Below are 15,431 nucleotides of genomic sequence, written 5' to 3'. Positions count from 1 at the left end.
TCTTGCTCGACCGGTGATGTGCAGCGCTCAAACGGCGTCGGGGCGCAACCGCGCGGTGGCGATCTCGCCTGTCTCGATCAGCATCTTCATCCGGCGCAGATCGCGCAGCAGGCCAAGCTCGAGCGCTTCGGCCATCATCGCCTCGGTCTTCCAGGCGGAGGCGAAATGGTGCGGGCGCACCGCCACGATCACCTCGACCGCCGTGCCCTTGTCGCCATTGTCGCGAAAGCGCAGGCGGCCGTGCATATCGGCATGACCCTCGCCCTCGGACCGCCAGGCGACCAGTTCGTCCTCGCGCTCGGTGACGATACGGGTCAGCAGCGGCCGCGACGCCATGTCGCGCAGTCCGGATGGCGGCAGCAGCAGATCGTCCTGATGGCCTTCGGGAAAGGGCAGAAACTCCAGAACAGGCCAGAGCGCGGCGTTGTTCCGCCAGCAGGCGAGTATCTGCTGCGGCGTGGCGCGGACAGTGACGGCAGCGCCGGTGACCCGGTAATCGCCGAAGCGGCGGCGATGGCGGGCACTGCGCGCAGGCGCAGCGTCATGGTTGATGCGCGGCTGGCGACGATAGATCAGCATGCCGCCTGCTGCCGTGGCAAGCGTGGCTGCCAGCCCATAACGGGCCCAGTTGGCAAGGGTCATGGCCGGGTCTTCCTGTCTGCAAGACGTGGTGACACGGTGCCCGTCAAGGCTCGTCGGGGGGTGGGAGAAGGCACCGTGTCACCGGCAGCATTAAGCGGCCCTGTTCGCAGCAATCATCACATGGGTTGGTAAGCCTTCATAAAAGCACATGAAAATGCATCAGCTATCGCGATCCTGCGCGCGCGCCAGCGGCAGGCGCACATCGAACATCAATCCGGCAGGCAGCACTTCGATGGCGGTCTCGGCATCCATCTCGTAATGCAGCGCGCGTTCGACAAAATCGCGGGCCAGTGCGCCAAGCGCTTCTTCCGGATCGGCCAGATTGCGCCCCTCTTCCTTCCAGACAAGGGTCAGCAAGGGCCTGGGCGTGCTGTCATCTATGCCCCAGCGCACCTGCAGCCGGGGCGGTGGATCGCCCGGATTGCCGAAGGTCACTGCGTGGCTTGCCAGTTCGTGGATCGCAAGGCCCAGCATGTTGGCCGCCTTCACCCCGAGCATGATGTCGGGCCCCTCCGCGCTGACCTGATCGTCGGCATAGAGATGATGACTGAACAGCTCGTCGCGCACCAGATCGGCCAGATTGACCTGTCCTGTCGCCGACCGGGTCGAGAGCGACTGGGTGCGCGCGAACGTGTTGATGCGGCCATCAAATTTGAGCACGAACTCCTCGATGGAATCGCAGTGATCGGCGGTCCGCCGCGACAGCGCCCGCACCACGCCCAGCGTGTTGCGGACGCGATGCTGCAACTCCCCCAGCAGCGACCGCTCCTGGTCGCGCAGTCGCTTGAGATCGTCGATATCGGTTGAGGTGCCGAGCCATTCGATGATGCTGCCATCATCGTCATAGACCGGACCGGCGCGGGTCTGGTGCCAGTAATAGCGGCCTTCATCGGCCTTGCGGATGCGGAACTCGACTTCGAAGCTCTGCCGATCGGATGCAAGGCTCCAGGTACTCTGCGCCGCCTCGCGGTCATCAGGGTGAATGACATCCAGCCAGCCATCGCCGACATAATCGGCCTCGCTCTGCCCGGTAAACCGCTCCCATTGGGGGCTGGCCCATAACCATGCGCCATCGCGCCCGGCCCGCCAGACAAGCAGGGGCAGCGTCGCGATGAAATGGTTGAGGGTCTGGACCGGGCCCGACCAGCTAGACGGCATGGGCATTCTCCCTGTGCGAATCTGCTCCGCCATCGGATTCGCAGATCCTGAGATAGCCCGCATCGAACAATGCGAGCTCTTGCAGACGGTCGAAATCAAGCACCGTCAGGCATTTCTGTTCCAGCTGGATCAGCCCCTCGCGGCGCAGATCCTGAAGCGTGCGATTGACATAGACCGGGGTCATTCCGAGCAGCTCGGCCAGTTCGGTCTGGGTCAGATGAAACGCGCAGCGGTGCCCCGATGAGCGATTCACCGAGCGCTGGCGCAGATAGAGTTCGCACAGGATATGGGCCATGCGTTCGCGCGCAGTGCGCTGACCGAGCGAAGTCGACCGGTCGCGCTGGATCGCGGCGGATACATGCATGTCGCACCACAGGAGCTTTTCGAGATCCGGATGGCGGGCGCGGGCCATGTCGAGAAAATCATCGGCGAGAACGCCCAGGCTGGCGGAGGTTAGGGTGGCGATGCTGTGATCCATCGATTCGGCGAGATGCCCGTTGATATCGAAGATATCGCCCGGCAGAAGAACCGACAGGATCTGCCGCCGCCCGTCCTCGAGCGTCTTGTAGCGGATCGACCAGCCCTCCAGCAGCACGTGCAGTGAACCTGTGCCTTCGCCCTGCCGCAGCAGATCGACCCGCGGCGGCACGCTGCGCACATCGCATTGTACCGCCTCCAGAAGCCATGCTTCGGAACGGGCGTCGAGCGAGCCGAAGCCGCGCAGCTTTTGGGTGACGGGGGACGTCACGTTCTGGCCTCCCTTGGGCATCGTCCGAGGGAACCTACGCACGTCCTGCGGGTATGTTGCATGAGAAACCGTCTTCGCCCTTTTTGCGGGTTCAACAGTCCGAGTGGTTCATGACATCATCACCTGCTGACGAAGCCTTGTTGCGCGGTTGCCGCGTGCTCGTGGTGGAAGACGATTTCCTCATTGCCGACGATTTCTCCCGCCGTCTTGCAGGCCGCGGCGCGCAGATCATAGGCCCGGCCGCAACCCTTGATGCCGCGCGCGCTGCGCTGGGCGACGGGGAAGACGTCGATGTCGCGGTGCTCGACATCAATCTGCGCGGGACACTCGTCTTCCCGTTCGCACAGCACCTCGAGGCAGCCGGCATACCGTTCCTGTTCTGCACCGGCTATGGCGAAGACCCGATCAGCGAATGCTTTCGCGATGTCACCCGGTTTGAAAAACCGCTGTCGCATCAGAGTTTCAGCGAAATGGTCCAGAAGATCGCCCGGCTGGTCGCCAGTCCCAGGGGTGGTCCGTTGCGCTGAACGGGCGAGGTCGGCGAAGACTCGCTTATGTAAGTTCAGGGGGACCCACGCCGTCCTATCCATGCGGCATCAGTCATCGAAAGGATGTGACGATGCGCAATATGGTTATCTTGACGGCGACCCTGCTGGCGCCGGCGTGCAATGCGCCCGGCGGAGCCCGGTCCGACACCGCTGAGGGCGATAGCCTGGCCACCGGGCAGGATGGTGGGATGATGGCGGGTCAGGACGGCACGACCATGGCGGCAACGCCTGTTTCGACCGGCACCTATGTCGCTCAGGCCGCCGATTCGGACAGGTACGAGATCCAGGCCGGCGAACTGGCGGTGAAGAACGGCCAGTCGCAGCAGGTCAAGGATTTCGGAAAGAGGATGGTCGAGGATCACACCAAATCCTCGCAGGACATGAAGGCGATGGTTGCGCAGGCCAATCTTGGTGCCCAGCCACCGGCGCGACTGGATGACGAGCATCAGGCGATGATCGACCGGCTCAAGGCTGCCAGAGGCGAAGCATTCGACCGGGAATACATGAGCCAGCAGATGGCTGCCCATCGCAAGGCGCTGGCGCTGCATCAGGGCTATGCGCAGAATGGCGAGAATACCGAGCTGAAGGGCTTTGCCGCACAGGTGATTCCTGTGGTCCAGAAGCATCATGACTGGCTGGAACAGCAGGGTCATGGCGCCAACGGCACCACCGCAGGCGTCGGCACGGGCAATCGCAGCGGCGCGATGCAGAACGGCAGCATGGGCACGGCGAATGAATCGGGTGCCACTGCCGGTCGGTAATTGCGGCCAACCAGAGCGGATCCGCTCCTTCTCTCCACCTCACTGGCGGCCCCAAGGGTCGCCATTTTTTTGGATCGCTACAGGCGGAGCGCTCAGCTCTGGCCTCCGGCCAGTGTCAGTCGCGGGCGGTCCTTGCTCGGCTCGGGTGCTTCAAGCGCGGCGATGAAGCGCGCACTCCACCAGCGCACGTCCTGCTTGACCACCGAGGCCAGCATCGCGGCATGCCGTTCACGGCGTTCCTCGAGCGGCATGGAAAGCGCGCGGGCGATTGCATCGGCCATGTCCTCGCTGCTGTGCGGGTTGATGATCAAGGCCGCATCCAGCTGCGCGGCGGCGCCTGCAAAGCGCGACAGCACCAGCACGCCCGGATCCTCGGGATCCTGGGCGGCGACATATTCCTTGGCGACCAGGTTCATTCCGTCGCGCAAGGGGGTGACCAGCCCGACGCGCGAGGCGCGATAGATTCCGAACAGCTCCTCACGCGCATAGCCCTTGTTGACATAGCGCACCGGCACCCAGTCGATCGAGGCGAACTCGCCGTTGATGCCGCCCGACAGCGCGTTGAGTTCCGCGCGGATCTGCTGATAGCTCGGCACGTCGCCGCGCGAGGGTGGTGCGATCTGCAGCAGGAACAGCCTCTCGCGCAACTCCGGCCGGGTGGTCAGAAGCTGCTCATAGGCCATAAACCGCTCCTGCAGCCCTTTGGAATAGTCGAGCCGATCCACGCCCACGATCACCTGGCGACCGACCGCGCTGGAGATCAGCCGCGACTGGGCGGACCGTGCGGCAGGCGTGTCGCGCGCGGCAGTGAACTCGCTGGTGTCGAGGCCGATCGGGCAGATCAGCAGCCGGGTCGAGCGCCCGTCGAGCAGCGCATGATCGCCGTCGAGTTCCGCGCCCAGATGCGTGACGATATAGTCGATGAACGAAGCGCGCCATTCGTCGGTATGAAAGCCGATCACGTCATAGCTGAGCAGGCTCTTGACCAGGTCCTTGTGGCCAGGCAGCGACATCATCAGGCTGGCGGGCGGCCAGGGGGTGTGCAGGAAGAAGCCGAGCCGGTTACTGAACCCGCGCTCGCGCAGGCGCTGGCCCAGCGGCATCAGGTGATAGTCGTGCACCCAGATCATGTCTTCGGGCTCGATCAGCGGCGCGACCGTTTCGGCAAAGCGCTGGTTGACGCGGGCATAGCCGCCGGCGAAATCACGCGCGATCTCGGTCAGATCGAGACGGTAATGGAAAAGCGGCCACAGCGTCCGATTGGCAAAGCCGTTATAATATTCCTCGATATCCTGTGCCTCGAGATCGATGGTCGCAGTGGCGACCCCGTCCTGGCGGCGGAAGCTGATCTGGCCGGTGAATTCGTCGGTCTGTTCGCCCGACCAGCCGAACCAGATGCCGTTGCTTTCCCTCAGAGCGGCGGATAGCGCGACGGCCAGGCCGCCCCGGTTGCTGCTTGCGCCGCTGCTGGCGGCCTGGACCCGGTTGGAAATGCAGATCAGGCGTTTCATCGAGCGTCACTCCAGGGCCGCGAGAGCAGGCCTGCACACTGGATCAGCCCAACCAGCGAATAGGTTTGCGGATAATTGCCCCACAGCGCACCGGTGCTGGGGTCGATATCTTCTGACAGCAGGCCTGCGGGCGTCCGGCGGCTCAGCATCTCCTCGAACAGCGCGCGCGCATCGCCATAGCGGCCGGTGGCATGCAGCGCCTCGATCAGCCAGAAGGTGCAGACGTTGAACGCCGATTGCGGCGGCCCGAAATCGTCTTCGTCAGCATAGCGCAGCATATGGCTGCCCCGGCGCAAGCCCCCTTCGATGGCGTCGAGCGTCGATATGAAACGCGGGTCGTCGGCGCGGATGAACTTGAGGTCGAGCAGCTGCAACAGGCTGGCATCGAGCGTGCGTTCGCCGAGCACCGCCGAATAATGGTTGCCCGCACGGCTCCAGGCGTTCGCGTCGATATGGGTGCGGATATGTTCGGCACGCTCGCCCCAGAACATCGCGGCTTTCTGTCGTCCGATGGCGCCTGCGGCATTGGCCAGCCGGTCGCACGCGGCCCAGCACATCGCGGCGGAATATGTATGGACATGCGCCCGGGTGCGCAGCTCCCACAGCCCTGCATCGGGCTGGTTGAACATCGCGAAGGCGCGATGACCGACCACCTCGAGCGCCTCGAAATCCTGCACCGTCGCCTGACGGAGCAGCCGCTGATCGAAAAAGGCCTGAACGCTCGACAGCACGATCTGGCCATAGGCATCGTGCTGGATCTGCTCATAGGCCTGGTTGCCCGATCGCACCGGCCCCATCCCGGCAAAGCCCCGGAGTGCGGGCATGACATGCTCGGTCAGTGTCGCCTCGCCGCCGATCCCGTAAAGCGGCTGGATATGCCCGCCGCGCGCCGCATCGACGATGTTGCGCAGATAGTGAAGGTAGGATTCGAGCACGTCGAGTGCGCCCAGACGGTTCAGCGCCTGCACGGTGAAATAGGCGTCGCGAATCCAGCAGAAGCGATAGTCCCAGTTGCGCCCGGAATCGGCATGTTCGGGCAGCGAGGTGGTGAGCGCCGCGACGATCGCGCCGGTCTGCTCGTACTGACAGAGCTTGAGCGTGATCGCGGCGCGGATCACGGCCTCCTGCCACTCGAGCGGCAGGTTGAGCCCGCGCACCCAGTGCTGCCAGGTCGATACGGTTTCGCCCAGCATCGCCTCCATCCGCGCCTCGAGCTGCGCATCGAAGCCTTCATCGGGTCCGAAATAGAAATAAAGGTCGCGTTCGGCCCTGAACATGCGCTCGTCCCTGATCCAGCCTAGCGGGGCATTGCTGGTCAATCGCTGGACTTGCTCTCCCAGGATATAGCGTATGTGATTGGAGCCGGACGTGTGGCGGGGGCTGCCTTCGCCCCAGCCATAAGCCGGGCGCAGGCGTACCGCGATGCGCGGGCTGCCGCTGATGACGCGAACGATGCGAGCAATGGCAACAGGGCGGAACATGCGGCCATGACGCGGAAAGCGCGGCATGAAATCGACAACCTCGATGACGTTGCCCGCTTCGCAAGACATTCGGGTGACCAGCACCGGCGTATTGCGGATGTAATGCTGTTCGATCCGCGCGCAATTTTCCAGAACGATGTCCCAATAGCCATGGTCCTCTTGAGGCTCGAGCAGCGAGCAGAAGACGGGGTCGCCATCGAAGCGGGGCAGGCAGCCCCAGGCGATCCGGGCCTTGGCGTCGACCAGCGCGGCAATCTCGCAATTGCCGATCGGCCAGAGATTCATCGACTGATGTTGGGCCTGATGCTGGGCCTGGTCCGGAGCGCCGTTCATGCAATCAGCTCCGCAATGCGCCTGCGCACGCCTTCCACGGTGTCGAGCCGCTCGTCGCTGTGATCGGCGGTGCGCGTACCCACGCTGATCGCCTGTCCGCCAAGCGCGCGTGTCGCCTCGAATGCCGGGATGTCGGTCAGGTCATCGCCGATGAACACCGGCTCGCTGCCCCTGAAGCGCTCGAGCGCCATGATCTGGCGCACCGCATCGCCCTTGTCCGATCCGCCCGGGCGCAGTTCGAACACCATGTCGCCCTGTTGCACGACAAGCCCGTGCGCGGCGGCCCGGTTCATCGCCCATTGTTCCGCGCGATCGCGCAGCTGCGGCGTCAGCCGGTAGTGAATGCCGAGGCCGAAACTCTTTTCCTCGATGACGATCCCGGCAAACGGCCTGAAATGCTGTGCTGCCTCCACCGCCAGATCGGCAAACAGCCGGGTGGGGCGGGGCGCATGCACCGTGCCGTTCACGCTCAATTCCTGTCCATGGCTTGCTGCGATCACGCCATCGGCCAGCGCGTGCGGCAGCAGGTGACGAAGCTGTTCCAGCGAGCGTCCGCTGACGACCGCGATCCGCCCGTCGAGCCGGTGCGCCGCCAGCGCCAGTGTCTGCGCCATCGCAGCGCTGAGCGCGACCGCATCGGGGGTATCGCCGATCTCGACCAGGGTCCCGTCGAAATCGAGCAGCAGCGCCAGAGGCCTTGGGTCTTGATCACGATCGTCAGCGGCGATTGTCTGCGCAAGGCTGTCAGGCACGCGGGTGCTGCTCCTTTTCAGGGTCCATCCATGAGGGTGTGATAGGGACACGCACCACCGCCACGCCGGTTCCCCTCAGCCGCGTTTTTTCAGCATTTTCAGCACTGCGGGCTCGGCCTGATCGGGGTCGGTCCGGCGGAACAGCGTCTCGTCTTCGCGATAGGCTTCGAGGATTTCGGGATGGATGTACGACTGGCGGCAGATTGTCGGCGTGTTGCCGAGTGCATCGGCCGCGCTGGCCACCGCCGTGCGGATCGCGGCTTCGGTCGCCGGCGGTTCGTCGTGCTGGCGCAATTCGCACAGCGCCGAAAAGGCGGTGACGGTGCCGCACCAGGTGCGGAAATCCTTTGCCGAGAAATCCTCGCCCGCGATCTCGCGCAGATAGGCGTTGATATCGTCCGAGCTCACGCTGCGCAGCTCGTCGCCGTCCCGGTATCGGAACAGCTGCTGGCCGGGCAGCTCCTGCAGGGCGCGCAGCACCCTGGCGACGCGGCGATGGCGCAAGGAGACGTCCCATTTGCGCCCGCCCTTGCCGTTGAAGCGGAAGCGGATCTGTGAGGCTTCGAGCGCGACATGGCGGCAATGCAGCGTGGTCAGGCCATAGGAGCGGTTTTCCTTGGCATAGAGCGCGTTGCCGATCCGGATCGCGGTACAGTCGAGCAGATGAATGATGGTCGAGAGCACGCACGGCCGCGATGTCCCGCGCGTGCTGATGTCGCGCTCCACCCGTTCGCGGATCGCGGGGAGCTTTGCGCCGAAGCTGGCAAGCCGCGCGAACTTGGCTGCGTCCTGCTGCTCGCGATAGGCGGAGTGATAGCGATATTGCTTGCGCCCGCGCGCGTCGCGCCCGGTCGCCTGAAGATGCCCATTGGGGTCGGGGCAAATCCAGACCATTTCATAGGCCGGCGGGATGGCGAGGCTCTCGATGCGTTTGCGCACCGCCTTGTCGCGGATCAGCCTGCCCTTGCTGTCATGATAGCTGAAGCCCTTGCCGCGCCGCTTGCGGGTGATGCCGGGCATGTCATCGCTGGTGAAGACCAGCGTGTCGCCCGCGCTCATAGGGCGCGAGCGCCGGGTCGGTCACATGCCCTCATGGTCCTTGTCACCTGCCAGATCGTCGCGCCCGGCATTCTTGGCGGCATTGCCTTGCGCATGCCTGGGCCCGTAATAGCGGTTCTCGCTCTGTCCACCTTCGATGAATCCCCGTTTTTCGCCGCGTTCCTGCTTGCCGGTATGCGGGTCGGGATAGGGTCCGCCGCCCGATTCCCCCGCACCGCCCTTGCCGGTCTGCGCTTTCATGTCGTCGGGGATACGCGTCTTGTTGGTCATGGCTCCGTCCTCCTGAAAAATGAGCCTTGAAGGCTAGGCGCGGCAATTGCTCTGCCCCTTAACATAGGCGTGTGTGGGCGCGTCGCGGCTGCGCGACACAGGGTGTGAAACCGCCTCCCCCGAATCGGCGGACCCATCGAGAGGAACACCCCATGGCCCATTCACGAACGCACAATGGACGCACACCCAATGGACAGGGCGGCAGCTCGATCCTCGGCAGCTCGGCCAAGGGGCTGCTGCTTACCGCAGGCGTTGCCGCCATTGCCAATCTTGGTCGCAAGATGGCGGTCCAGGCCCCGACCGCCATGGCGCAGGACTGGTGCGAGGGGCTGATCCTGGAGCACAAGGCGACGCTCGCTGTCATCGACAAGCTCGAACAGCTCTCGCCCGACCAGACCGACCGCCGCGCGCTGCTCTACGAGCTCGGCCAGATGGACAAGCGCGACCCAGCCTTTGGCGAAACGCTTGGCCGGCTGCGACACCACGGTATCGCGTGAATTGCGCATCTCGCCGACATCGATCGCCACCGATTGCAGATATTCCGCCGCGTCCTCATCGCTTTGCAGGTCGAGGCAGTAGAGCGCGTTGAGCGTCGTGCGGTTGATCGGCATCGGCACCCGCTGGTCGTCGACATGGGCGAGCACGCGATGCTCATAGGCCCGCCAGCCGGTAAGGCGGCTCGGAAGGACACCGGCACCAGCACGATCCGCATTATTCGAACTGGCGGCAGAAGCAGATCGAGCAGCTCGACAGCGATTACGATCGCTTCAACCAGCAGCGCCAGAGCCAGTTCGATCAGGAGTTCAGCGAATGGCGGTCGAAGAACCGTCAGGACTCCGAACGGGATGGCGCCAGCGCGTCCGATTCGCCCTCGGGTCTCGGCAAGACGGAAAAACCCAAGAGTTGATGCAAGTTAATTCGATTGCGGCCTGAACCGCGGCGGGGGGCGATTTGCCCCCCGCTTGCATTCGGTTCGTCGCGAATGCCTCCCTAACATATACCAGTATAAGGACGTTTGTTCAGCCAGGTGAAAGGTTGCGAGTGGAGGGACCTAGCAGAGAGACAAAACACCATGAACATGCATGCGAGCTTGCCGATCGCGTTTCCGTCTCAATCCCGCCCTTGCCCCAGATCCATCGAGCCGCGTTGCGACTTCATCCAGCAGGGTGACACTGTCGTCCGCCCGCGGCTTGTGCTGGAAGGCTGGGCAGCGGGATACCGCATCACCTTTGACGGTCGGCGCCAGTTGACCAACCTGTATCTGCCCGGCAAGATCATCGGCGTCTGGCGCAGCAACCAGACCAGTTTCTACCACGCGGTCATGTCGATCAGCCGGCTGCAGCTCATCGAATTCGGTTCGCTGCCCGAAGCCGATGTGGTCGAACTGGAATGCGCGCTGATCGAGCGCCAGCTGGAAAACAGCATCTTCCGCCTTGGCTGCCTGAACGCCTATGAGCGCATGGCGCATCTGTTTCTCGAACTGGGCGAGCGCCTCGCGATGCGCGGCCAGGGCGAGGCGGATTGCTATCACATGCCGCTGACTCAGGAGCTGCTCGCCGACCTGGTCGGCATCTCCTCGGTGCACGTCAACCGCACGCTGCAGCAGATGCGCGCCGATGGCGTCATTCGATTGGTCAACTGCCGCCTCGAGATCCTCGAACGCGAGGATCTGGCCGACAAGGTCAATTATCAGCCGCTTTTCTGAGGCCCTGGCTGAACCCGATCGGGCGTGCGCCGTTACCCCTTGATGGAACAATCCGAACTCTGGGAGATGCTGCGCACGCCCGCGATCGTGGTCGCGTTGATCTCGACCGCCCTGGTGGCACACCGGGTGATCATGGCGATCGCCGTGCGGATCGCGCAGCGCACGGACACCGATCAGGACGAAGCGCTGCTCGCCTGCCTTTTCCACCCGCTGCGGTGGATCATGGTGGCGTTGCTGCTGCTGGGTGCGGACAGCCTCGCCGCGCGGGGCGACGACTTGTCGAGCGCGGTGACGGCAGTGGTGCGCATTGCGATGCCGCTGCTCTGGGGCTGGCTGGTGATCGCCGTCATCCGGTTCGCCCATGGCTATATCGACGCGCGGTCCGATGTCAGCGCGGAGGACAATCTCGCGGCGCGGCGCAGGCGGACCCGTGCGGACATTCTGGCGCGCATTGCCATCGTCATCGTCGCGCTGGTCAGCCTGGGACTGCTACTGCTGAAGATACCCGCGGTCCGCGAGATCGGTCTGGCGCTGGTTGCCTCTGCAGGCCTTGCTGGCCTCGCCTTTGGCGTCGCCGCACAGCCGCTGCTCAAGAACCTGGTGGCCGGAATCCAACTGGCCTTTACCGAGCCGGTACGGATCGACGACGTCGTAGTGTACCGCGGTGAATGGGGCCGGATCGAGAAGATCACGTTGACCTATGTCGTGCTGAAGATCTGGGATGATCGCCGGCTCGTCATTCCGGTCTCCAAGCTGCTGGAAGAGCCGGTCGAGAACTGGACGCTGCAGACGAGCCATCTGCTCGGCACGGTGATGATCCATGTCGACCATGCCGCCGATGTCGAGCGTATCCGCGCCTGCGCGCTCGATGAGGTGCGCGCCCATCGCCTGTGGGATGGCCGGGTCGCGCTGCTGCAGGTGACCGACATGAATGCCAATGTGCTCGAACTGCGCGTCCTGATGAGCGGGCGGAATGGCGGCGAGCTGTTCGATCTGCGCTGCGACGTGCGCGAGACGGTCTTGCGTTTCATCGCCACCGAAATGCCTGATGCCCTCAACCGCAACCGCGTGGCGCTTGAGCCGTTGGAGACCGCATGACCATCGACTGGATCAATATCGTCGGAACGATCGGCGCCTGTGCCTCGGTGGCCAGCTTCACTCCCCAGGCGTGGAAGATCATCCGGGAGAGATCGACCAAGGGCCTTTCGCTCGGCATGTTTGCGCTGACCTGCCTGGCCTTTGCCGCCTGGACAACCTTTGGCCTGCTGAAAGGCGAATGGGCACTGATCATCCCCAATGCGATCTGCCTGTGCTTTGCGCTCTTCATTTTCGGCATGATCGCGCTGCCGGGCCGGAAAACCCGCGAGGTGGCCGAAACGCTCGATCCGATCAGCTGATCGGTCCAGCCTATGTTGCTGCGGCGGGAGGCCCTGCATGCCGTTGTTGCGCGCAAGGAGCCGCCCGATGAATGCCGAGAAACGCCGAGAACTGGCCAGGGATCGCACCGATCTGGCCGAAGACCGCACCATATTGGTGCATGAGCGCAGCTTTGCCGGATGGGTTCGTACCGGTATGGCAGCGGTCGGCATCGGACTCGGTTTCAACGCGCTGTTTCGCGCTCTCGAACCGGCCTGGGTCCCCAAGGCCATTGCCAGCGCGTTCCTGCTGGTGGCCATCTACATATTCCTGTCTGCGGATCGGCGTGCGCGCCGCATTCTCACCAGGCTCGACGAGCACAGCGTCATCGCGCTCAAGCCGATGCGCATCCGTCTTCTGTCCTGGCTGCTGTCGCTGGCCACGCTGGCGCTGATCGTGGCGATCTGGCTTCTAACAGGCAATCAATCGGGCTGATCGGCCAGCTGCCGCAGCGCTGCATTCGCTGACACCTGCTGTTCGACATAATGCGCCGCCTGATCGGCCTGCTTGCGGCCGAGATGCCAGTCGAGAATCTGCATGCCCGGCACGATCGGGGGGCTGAGCAATATGTCGCCGTCGCGCATCATCGACCGCGAGGCGATGCGGCTCGCTACCACCATCGATCGCTGCATGATCTCGACGATCGAGGGGAAATCGCTGTCCGACTTGCGGCGCAGCAACAGGTCGCGGATCAGTTGCCCGCGTCGCCGGAGCGACTGATAGGCGGCCTTGATCCGCCATACCTGTCCCGCTTCGCCCAGGGTCACGACGATATTGGGCCCGGACTTGAGCGCGCGCATCGTCACCACCGGCACATTGTCGAGCACGCCGCCATCGACCAGGATATTGCCATCGGCATCGATGAACGGCGGCAGGATGGTCGGCAGCGAGCCCGAAGCGCGCACCGCATGCCAGAGCGGCCCGCGGCGGTGGACATGCAGGTCGTTGGTCGAAAGATTGGTGGAAATGGCGAAGAAATTGAGCGGCTGGTCGGCAATGTCGGCCGTACCGTAGCGCGCCTCCAGTTCGCTGTCGAACACCGCCGGGTCGAGCAGCGAATGGATCGGCACGGTAAAGCGCCGCATCGCCCTGGCGCCGATGAACATTGCTTCCATCTGATCGAGCGTCTGGGCCACCGAAAGGCCCTGCGCGATGGCCGCACCCATGGCCGCGCCCGCGCTGGTGCCGCCGATGAGGTCGATCGGCACGCCCGCCTTTTGCAGGCCGCGGACGATTCCCAGATGCGCGCACCCCAGGGCGCCGCCGCCCGCCAGCACCAGCCCGACCGCCCGGCCGGTCAGGAAGCGCGCGACGCGATGAAAATCGGCGTCGCTGTCTCTGGCCACATGATGGTGCAGATGCGGGTCACGCCCGGCCAGCCAGGCGGCGGTGCCGCAGATCGCCTGATCAGCCCGGTCGCGGATCACCAGCAGGCTGCGGTTGGGCGGTTCGATCGCCGCACAGCCTGCCCGTTCGAGGGGGTTCATGGCCGGGCTGGCACCGGTTTCGGCGATCATCAGCAGGCCATCGGCATTGCGACACACCAGTGCGCCCCATTCTGCCTCGCCCGAGGCATCGATCAGCAGATAGCCGCGCCGTGCCTCGTGCTCGCGCAGCCAGGCCTGATAGGCGCTGGCGGGCCCGGGCGGCACGTCGCTTTCGCGCACCAGCATGACCTGGCGATCGTCGGGCACGGTGGCGCGGATCGCAGCCATCAGACGGTCGAGCAGGACGGGATCGACCCGGCTCGTGCCGCATGGCACCACCGCGATGACCCGCGGCAGCCGCGCCTCCATCGGCGGAGTCTTGGCGGTGACTGCGGCCAGCCGCTGGGTCACGGCGGTCAGGATCGCGGGAACCAGCTGCGGATAGGCGGCGACCACGGCATCATAGTTCTGGCGATCCAGCACCATCACCACGCTGTCGCGGCTGGCCTGCAAGGTCGCGGTGCGCGTGCCGCCGCCGAAAAAGGCCAGTTCGCCCACCGGCTCGCCGGCCTCGATCTGCGCCACGGCCTTGGTGCCGGTCGGTGTTTCGATCAGCACCCGCAGCCGACCGGTTTCCAGGAAATACAGCGAATCCGCCGGGTCGCCCTGGCGAACCAGAATATTGCCTGCGGGCAGATCGAGCCGATGGGCGCGCCTGCTCAGCGCATCGATCGCAGCCTGATCGACATTGGCGAACAGGCCGGCCTGCATCCAGTCGCGCAGGGCCCCTTCTGCCGGATACTCACCCGTGTGGCCCGTCACCTCCACGCTCTCCCCCTGCGATGCCGACAGTCTGGCTTCTCCATCGATCCTAGCCCAGGCATTTCGAAAACAGAAGCGGCTCGGCAGGCAAGGGCAGGAATGCGACGACCCGAGCAACGCTTTTGCCGTTCAACCCTTGGTGTCTTGCTGGCCGGGCCACCCCCAAACCGCCTCTCGGCCCGGTCAGCAGCCTGACTTTCCCAAGAACAGCAGGTCAGACGGCGGACAGCACGAGGAGACACCCCATGAACATGATGCAGGACAGCACGCTTGAGCGCGGCTATGACACGATTTCGAGCGACCGCGTTGACGGTACCGCAGTCTATGGCGCCGATCGCGAGAAGATCGGTTCTGTTACCAACATGCTGATCAGCAAGCGTGAAGGCCGGGTGACGGACGTTATCGTCTCGGTCGGCGGCTTCCTCGGCATTGGCAGCGAGCTGCACAGTCTGCCGTGGTCGAAGCTCAGCTATGACACCGAACTCGGCGGCTATCTGGTCAATGTGACGGCAGACCAGCTCAAGGACGCGCCGCGCTTTTCCGAAAGCGATCGCGACCGCGCGCACGACCGTGACTACCAGTCGAGCGTCTACAATTACTGGCAGGTCCAGCCCTATTGGTGATTCGATCACCTGAGCCGCGAAAAGGGCCGGAAAGCATCAGCTTTCCGGCCCTTTTCCGTGTGGATGCGCAGCGGAATGGCTTGCCTTGGTGATGGGCCTGCGCTTAAGGAGCGCGGCGCACGGCGCCCGTTGCATCCCGTCCGGATCAGCGCTGACATGACAAGGTTTCGCCCGG

At 64.4% G+C, this 15,431-nt stretch carries 17 protein-coding genes; 8 read left to right on the top strand and 9 right to left on the bottom strand.

The genetic code is table 11. The annotated features are described in order from the left end of the window. Positions 1-27 precede the first annotated feature (27 nt). From C7451_RS07675 to C7451_RS07665, 3 genes are all read right to left on the bottom strand, one after another. Entirely contained in the window at positions 28-642 is a 615-nt protein-coding gene (locus C7451_RS07675; protein WP_110298389.1) for an SRPBCC family protein, read from the bottom strand. A gap of 159 nt (positions 643-801) precedes the next feature. After that, a complete protein-coding gene (locus C7451_RS07670) occupies positions 802-1,800 on the bottom strand; it encodes a sensor histidine kinase (protein ID WP_208625164.1) in 999 nt (332 codons plus the stop codon). Then, complete coding sequence (locus tag C7451_RS07665) at positions 1,790-2,548, bottom strand: Crp/Fnr family transcriptional regulator (RefSeq protein ID WP_167398473.1); 759 nt, start codon at positions 2,546-2,548, stop codon at positions 1,790-1,792. The genes C7451_RS07670 and C7451_RS07665 overlap by 11 nt, the downstream gene beginning before the upstream one ends. A 110-nt stretch (positions 2,549-2,658) precedes the next feature. Here C7451_RS07665 and C7451_RS07660 point away from each other — a divergent pair, with 110 nt between their 5' ends. Continuing rightward, entirely contained in the window at positions 2,659-3,075 is a 417-nt protein-coding gene (locus C7451_RS07660) for a response regulator (RefSeq protein WP_110298386.1), read from the top strand. Positions 3,076-3,167: 92 nt separating this feature from the next. Continuing rightward, positions 3,168-3,857 (top strand): DUF4142 domain-containing protein, encoded by a 690-nt coding sequence (locus C7451_RS07655; RefSeq protein ID WP_110298385.1) that lies wholly within the window; start codon positions 3,168-3,170, stop codon positions 3,855-3,857. A 92-nt stretch (positions 3,858-3,949) separates the two neighbouring features. Here the strand turns inward: C7451_RS07655 and C7451_RS07650 are convergent, their stop codons facing one another. The 5 genes from C7451_RS07650 to C7451_RS07630 form a co-directional block, all read right to left on the bottom strand. Next, positions 3,950-5,368, bottom strand: a complete 1,419-nt coding sequence (locus tag C7451_RS07650) for an alpha,alpha-trehalose-phosphate synthase (UDP-forming) (protein ID WP_110298384.1) — start codon at positions 5,366-5,368, stop codon at positions 3,950-3,952. Further along, positions 5,365-7,182, bottom strand: a complete 1,818-nt coding sequence (locus C7451_RS07645; RefSeq protein WP_110298383.1) for a glycoside hydrolase family 15 protein — start codon at positions 7,180-7,182, stop codon at positions 5,365-5,367. The genes C7451_RS07650 and C7451_RS07645 overlap by 4 nt, the downstream gene beginning before the upstream one ends. After that, positions 7,179-7,934: a trehalose-phosphatase gene (gene otsB, locus C7451_RS07640; RefSeq protein WP_167398472.1), complete on the bottom strand. Its 756-nt coding sequence runs from the start codon at positions 7,932-7,934 to the stop codon at positions 7,179-7,181. The genes C7451_RS07645 and otsB overlap by 4 nt, the downstream gene beginning before the upstream one ends. A gap of 75 nt (positions 7,935-8,009) precedes the next feature. Next, positions 8,010-8,993 (bottom strand): DNA topoisomerase IB, encoded by a 984-nt coding sequence (locus tag C7451_RS07635; protein WP_110298381.1) that lies wholly within the window; start codon positions 8,991-8,993, stop codon positions 8,010-8,012. Between the two features lie 21 nt (positions 8,994-9,014). Then, positions 9,015-9,263: a hypothetical protein gene (locus C7451_RS07630; protein WP_110298380.1), complete on the bottom strand. Its 249-nt coding sequence runs from the start codon at positions 9,261-9,263 to the stop codon at positions 9,015-9,017. A 152-nt stretch (positions 9,264-9,415) separates the two neighbouring features. On the opposite strand from C7451_RS07630, the gene C7451_RS19745 reads away from it, so the two are divergent. From C7451_RS19745 to C7451_RS07605, 5 genes are all read left to right on the top strand, one after another. Further along, positions 9,416-9,760, top strand: coding sequence for a hypothetical protein (locus C7451_RS19745; RefSeq protein ID WP_146215311.1), 345 nt, complete (start codon positions 9,416-9,418; stop codon positions 9,758-9,760). Between the two features lie 575 nt (positions 9,761-10,335). Further along, on the top strand, positions 10,336-10,968 hold the full coding sequence (locus C7451_RS07620) for a Crp/Fnr family transcriptional regulator (protein WP_110298379.1): 633 nt from the start codon (positions 10,336-10,338) through the stop codon (positions 10,966-10,968). A gap of 42 nt (positions 10,969-11,010) precedes the next feature. Next, positions 11,011-12,066: a mechanosensitive ion channel family protein gene (locus C7451_RS07615; protein ID WP_110298378.1), complete on the top strand. Its 1,056-nt coding sequence runs from the start codon at positions 11,011-11,013 to the stop codon at positions 12,064-12,066. Further along, complete coding sequence (locus tag C7451_RS07610; RefSeq protein WP_110298377.1) at positions 12,063-12,365, top strand: SemiSWEET family sugar transporter; 303 nt, start codon at positions 12,063-12,065, stop codon at positions 12,363-12,365. The genes C7451_RS07615 and C7451_RS07610 overlap by 4 nt, the downstream gene beginning before the upstream one ends. 67 nt (positions 12,366-12,432) lie before the next feature. Further along, complete coding sequence (locus tag C7451_RS07605) at positions 12,433-12,819, top strand: YidH family protein (protein WP_110298376.1); 387 nt, start codon at positions 12,433-12,435, stop codon at positions 12,817-12,819. Here the strand turns inward: C7451_RS07605 and C7451_RS07600 are convergent. Next, positions 12,807-14,633 (bottom strand): cyclic nucleotide-binding and patatin-like phospholipase domain-containing protein, encoded by a 1,827-nt coding sequence (locus C7451_RS07600; protein ID WP_146215310.1) that lies wholly within the window; start codon positions 14,631-14,633, stop codon positions 12,807-12,809. The genes C7451_RS07605 and C7451_RS07600 overlap by 13 nt on opposite strands. 245 nt (positions 14,634-14,878) lie before the next feature. On the opposite strand from C7451_RS07600, the gene C7451_RS07595 reads away from it, so the two are divergent. Continuing rightward, the gene (locus C7451_RS07595) at positions 14,879-15,256 is read left to right on the top strand and encodes a PRC-barrel domain-containing protein (RefSeq protein WP_244181728.1); all 378 of its coding nucleotides are present in this window, start codon (positions 14,879-14,881) and stop codon (positions 15,254-15,256) included. Positions 15,257-15,431 lie beyond the last annotated feature (175 nt).

Source organism: Blastomonas natatoria (assembly GCF_003201955.1).
GTDB lineage: Bacteria > Pseudomonadota > Alphaproteobacteria > Sphingomonadales > Sphingomonadaceae > Blastomonas > Blastomonas natatoria.
This window is presented reverse-complemented; position numbering and strand designations above follow the sequence as displayed.